Annotated in this window: 2 rRNA genes; both read right to left on the bottom strand. The window is 55.3% G+C overall.

The window, feature by feature from the left end:
• A 5S ribosomal RNA gene (rrf, locus tag CH305_RS28665) occupies positions 1 to 117 on the bottom strand.
• Between the two features lie 149 nt (positions 118 to 266).
• A 23S ribosomal RNA gene (locus CH305_RS28670) occupies positions 267 to 3,421 on the bottom strand.
• Positions 3,422 to 3,467 lie beyond the last annotated feature (46 nt).

A 3,467-nucleotide genomic window follows, 5' to 3' on the forward strand; every position in this document is an offset into this window, starting at 1 on the left:
GTTCGGCGGTGTCCTACTCTCCCACACCCTGTCGAGTGCAGTACCATCGGCGCTGGAGGGCTTAGCTTCCGGGTTCGGAATGGGACCGGGCGTTTCCCCTCCGCTATGGCCGCCGTAACTCTGCGAAACAGTTACACACGGAACACAACGGTCGTCACTGATGTCCACTGATCGTGGTTCGGTGAACGATGTTGGTTCATTCAATTGTGGGTTCATCCTGAAACGTGTGTTGTTTCAGATATTGCACAGTGGACGCGTAGCTTCTTTGTGGTAAGTCCTCGGCCTATTAGTACCAGTCACCTGCATACATTGCTGTACTTCCAGTTCTGGCCTATCAACCCGGTGGTCTGCCGGGGGCCTTACCCCCTCGAGGGGGTGAGAAACCTCATCTTGGAACAGGCTTCCCGCTTAGATGCTTTCAGCGGTTATCCCTTCCGAACGTAGCCAACCAGCGGTGCTCCTGGTGGAACAACTGGCACACCAGAGGTTCGTCCGTCCCGGTCCTCTCGTACTAGGGACAGCCTTCCTCAAGTTTCTTACGCGCGCGGCGGATAGAGACCGAACTGTCTCACGACGTTCTAAACCCAGCTCGCGTGCCGCTTTAATGGGCGAACAGCCCAACCCTTGGGACCTACTCCAGCCCCAGGATGCGACGAGCCGACATCGAGGTGCCAAACCATCCCGTCGATATGGACTCTTGGGGAAGATCAGCCTGTTATCCCCGGGGTACCTTTTATCCGTTGAGCGACACCGCTTCCACTTGCCGGTGCCGGATCACTAGTCCCGACTTTCGTCCCTGCTCGACTTGTCAGTCTCACAGTCAAGCTCCCTTGTGCACTTGCACTCGACACCTGATTGCCAACCAGGCTGAGGGAACCTTTGGGCGCCTCCGTTACATTTTAGGAGGCAACCGCCCCAGTTAAACTACCCACCAGGCACTGTCCCTGAACCAGATCATGGTCCGAGGTTGAGGTATCCAATACGATCAGAGTGGTATTTCAACAACGACTCCACAGTAACTGGCGTCACCGCTTCACAGTCTCCCACCTATCCTACACAAACCGAACCGAACACCAATACCAAGCTGTAGTGAAGGTCCCGGGGTCTTTTCGTCCTGCCGCGCGTAACGAGCATCTTTACTCGTAATGCAATTTCGCCGAGTCTATGGTTGAGACAGCTGAGAAGTCGTTACGCCATTCGTGCAGGTCGGAACTTACCCGACAAGGAATTTCGCTACCTTAGGATGGTTATAGTTACCACCGCCGTTTACTGGGGCTTAAATTCTCAGCTTCGCCATTGCTGGCTAACCGGTCCTCTTAACCTTCCAGCACCGGGCAGGCGTCAGTCCGTATACATCGTCTTACGACTTCGCACGGACCTGTGTTTTTAGTAAACAGTCGCTTCTCACTGGTCTCTGCGGCCCACACCAGCTCACACTGCAAGAGTGATCACCGGCAGGGGCCCCCCTTCTCCCGAAGTTACGGGGGCATTTTGCCGAGTTCCTTAACCATAGTTATCTCGATCGCCTTAGTATTCTCTACCTGACCACCTGTGTCGGTTTGGGGTACGGGCCGTGTAACAACTCACTAGAGGCTTTTCTCGGCAGCATAGGATCACTGAATTCGCCTCAATCGGCTACGCATCACCTCTCAGGCTTCATGAACGGCGGATTTGCCTACCGTTCGCCCTACAGGCTTACACCAGTACAACCACTGACTGGCCCAGCTACCTTCCTGCGTCACCCCATCGCTTGGCTACTACCAGATCAGGTCCCACGCATCCACCCGCCCCCGCACACCCGAAGGCGTGAAGTAAGCGAGATTCAGGGTGGTTAGTGTCACTGATTCACCATGGGCGCGGTTACACGGGTACGGGAATATCAACCCGTTGTCCATCGGCTACGCCTGTCGGCCTCGTCTTAGGTCCCGACTCACCCTGGGCGGATTAACCTGGCCCAGGAACCCTTGGTCATTCGGCGGACGAGTTTCTCACTCGTCTTTCGCTACTCATGCCTGCATTCTCACTCGCGCAGCCTCCACACCTGGATCACTCCGATGCTTCCATGGCTGCACGACGCTCCCCTACCCACCCACACACCTGGCTGAACCCTCGCAAGGGAACAGCGGGCTATTGTGTGAGTGCCGCAGCTTCGGTGGTGTACTTGAGCCCCGCTACATTGTCGGCGCAGGATCACTTGACCAGTGAGCTATTACGCACTCTTTCAAGGGTGGCTGCTTCTAAGCCAACCTCCTGGTTGTCTTCGCGACCCCACATCCTTTTCCACTTAGTACACGCTTAGGGACCTTAGCTGGCGATCTGGGCTGTTTCCCTCTCGACTACGAACCTTATCGCCCGCAGTCTCACTGCCACGCTCTCACTCACCGGCATTCGGAGTTTGGCTGATTTCGGTAAGCTTGTAGGCCCCCTAGACCATCCAGTAGCTCTACCTCCGGTGAGAAACACGTGACGCTGCACCTAAATGCATTTCGGGGAGAACCAGCTATCACGGAGTTTGATTGGCCTTTCACCCCTACCCACAACTCATCCCCTCAGTTTTCAACCTAAGTGGGTTCGGTCCTCCACGACGTCTTACCGTCGCTTCAACCTGGCCATGGGTAGATCACTCCGCTTCGGGTCTAGAACACGCCACTACACCACTCGAGGTGGATACGCCCTATTCGGACTCGCTTTCGCTACGGCTACCCCACACGGGTTAACCTCGCGACATGCCACTAACTCGCAGGCTCATTCTTCAAAAGGCACGCCATCACCAGCAACAGTAAACTGTTCACCAGCTTTGACGGATTGTAAGCGCACGGTTTCAGGTACTATTTCACTCCCCTCCCGGGGTACTTTTCACCTTTCCCTCACGGTACTAGTCCGCTATCGGTCACCAGGGAGTATTCAGGCTTATCGGGTGGTCCCGACAGATTCACAGCAGATTTCACGGGCCCGCTGCTACTTGGGTATCCACAACGACAGTTGCAATGTTTTCGTCTACGGGACTCTCACCCTCTACGACAGGCCGTTCCAGACCACTTCGACTAACACCACAATTTCTCACTGTCGGCCGATCCGGCAGAATCGACAATGCAAACCCCACAACCCTCCATACGCAACCCCTGCCGGGTATCACACGCACAAAGTTTGGCCTCATCCGCTTTCGCTCGCCACTACTCACGGAATCACTATTGTTTTCTCTTCCTGTGGGTACTGAGATGTTTCACTTCCCCACGTTCCCTCCACACACCCTATATATTCAGGTGCAGGTAACACGACATCACTCGTGCTGGGTTTCCCCATTCGGACACCCTCGGATCACAGCTCGGTTGACAGCTCCCCGAGGCTTATCGCAGCCTCCTACGTCCTTCATCGGCTCCTGGTGCCAAGGCATCCACCGTACGCTCTTCATTACTTACAACAAAGATGCTCGCGTCCACTGTGCAATTCTCAAACAACACACACAC

This window comes from Rhodococcus sp. 15-649-2-2 (genome assembly GCF_002258645.1).
In the GTDB taxonomy this organism is placed as follows: Bacteria; Actinomycetota; Actinomycetes; order Mycobacteriales; family Mycobacteriaceae; genus Rhodococcoides.